Raw genomic sequence first — 1,718 nt, 5'->3', positions numbered from 1 at the left:
AGAGGCTGTCTGAAAAGGCAGTCTTTTTTTTTGCAATTTTTTGAAGTAATTCTTAACTTTAAGAATGAGCAGAAAAGTTATTTTTAAGACCTATTGTCAAGATCAGTTAAGTCTTTTACCTCCAAGTTATGATGATTTAGTTCCTATTCATCATCCAGTTCGCGTGGTTAATACCATTATTGATAACATCGATATTAGTGTATTAGAAAAAAGTTACAAAGGTGGTGGTACTTCAAGCTACCATCCGCGCATGCTACTAAAAGTTATCATCTATGCATATCTACGTAATCTCTACTCTTCACGGAAAATAGAACAAGCACTGAGTGAGAACATTCACTTTATGTGGCTTAGTGGTCAAAGTAAGCCGGATCATAACACGATCAATGATTTTAGAGGTAAACGCTTAAAAGGTCATTTAAAAAGTATCTTTCATCAAGTCGTCTTGCTTTTAGTGGAACAAGGCGTGGTAAGTTTAAAAGATATTTATGTAGATGGCACTAAAATAGAAGCCAATGCCAATCGATATACTTTTGTATGGGGAAAGTCTATAAAGACTCATAAAGAGCGTATCAAAAAGCAACTCAAAGAATTATGGTCGTATGTAGAAAAGGTTTATAAGGAAGAACAGCTGATTCCAAACACACCTGACTTTGAAGCTATTGATGCAGAAAAAGTAGCGGCAACCATCCATCAAATAAATGATGCTTTAAAAGGAAAAGACATTGATAAGAAAGTCAAGCAAAAACTGAATTACGCTAAGAAAAACTGGCTCACAAATATGGCTAAGTATGAGCAACAAGAAGCGATTCTGCAACAGCGTAACAGTTATAGCAAAACAGATCCTAGCGCCACCTTTATGCGCATGAAAGATGATCATATGCAGAACGGACAACTCAAACCAGGATATAACTTTCAAGCATCCACCAACAATCAATACTTGACCAATTACACTATCGGACAAACTACCGCAGATACAACATTACTCAAAGATCATGTGGCAGATCATATTCAAAACTATGGGCAAACACCCGAAACACTTACCGCAGATGCAGGATATGGAAGTGAAGAAAACTATACTGATTTAGAAGCTAAAGAGATCACCGCTTTTGTGAAATATAATTACTTCCACAAAGAACAACAAGACACCAAAAAAGGCAAGATTAATCCTTTTCATCCAGATCAATTATATTATAACAAAAAAACAGATACTTATTATTGTCCTATGGGACAAGCGATGACTCATATGGGTAGTTATAAAAAGAAAACTAAAAATGGTTTTGAACAAGAACTACACAGATATCAAGCACAAAACTGTAATGGATGTCCACTTAGAAGCCTTTGCCATAAATCTAAAACCCATCGTATTATAGAGCGTAATTATAACTTAATACGATTAAAAGCAGCAGCCAAAAAACTACTCACAAGTGAGCAAGGCATAGAAAAACGCAAGCAACGTTGTTGGGATGTGGAAGCCGTTTTTGGAAACATTAAGCAAAATATGAACTTTAAACGCTTTATGCTAAAAGGAATCGATAAAGTAAAAGTAGAAATAGGACTAATTGCAATGGCACACAACCTTAAAAAGTATAGTTTAACACTGTAAACTAACTTCGCTTTTTTATTGTGACCGTTTTTAATCTCAATTAATCAAAGCTTGAGATCAAAACAAAATTAGACCAAAAAGAAAATCGCCTAAAAATTACTTTTTAGACGACCTC

At 34.7% G+C, this 1,718-nt stretch carries 1 protein-coding gene; it reads left to right on the top strand.

Annotated features, from left to right (window positions below):
- The first annotated feature begins 64 nt into the window (after positions 1 to 64).
- Positions 65 to 1,603, top strand: coding sequence for an IS1182 family transposase (locus H2O64_RS23890; RefSeq protein WP_187564764.1), 1,539 nt, complete (start codon positions 65 to 67; stop codon positions 1,601 to 1,603).
- Positions 1,604 to 1,718: the final 115 nt, after the last annotated feature.

It is taken from the genome of Kordia aestuariivivens, from assembly GCF_014397005.1.
Taxonomy (GTDB): Bacteria; Bacteroidota; Bacteroidia; order Flavobacteriales; family Flavobacteriaceae; genus Kordia; species Kordia aestuariivivens.
The sequence above is the reverse complement of the archived record's forward strand: the minus strand, read 5'-3'. Positions and strand labels throughout refer to the sequence as shown.

Bases quoted from the DNA above. Each gene is read 5' to 3' on its own strand.
- H2O64_RS23890 (WP_187564764.1), top strand. From the start codon at position 65: ATGAGCAGAAAAGTTATTTTTAAGACCTATTGTCAAGATCAGTTAAGT.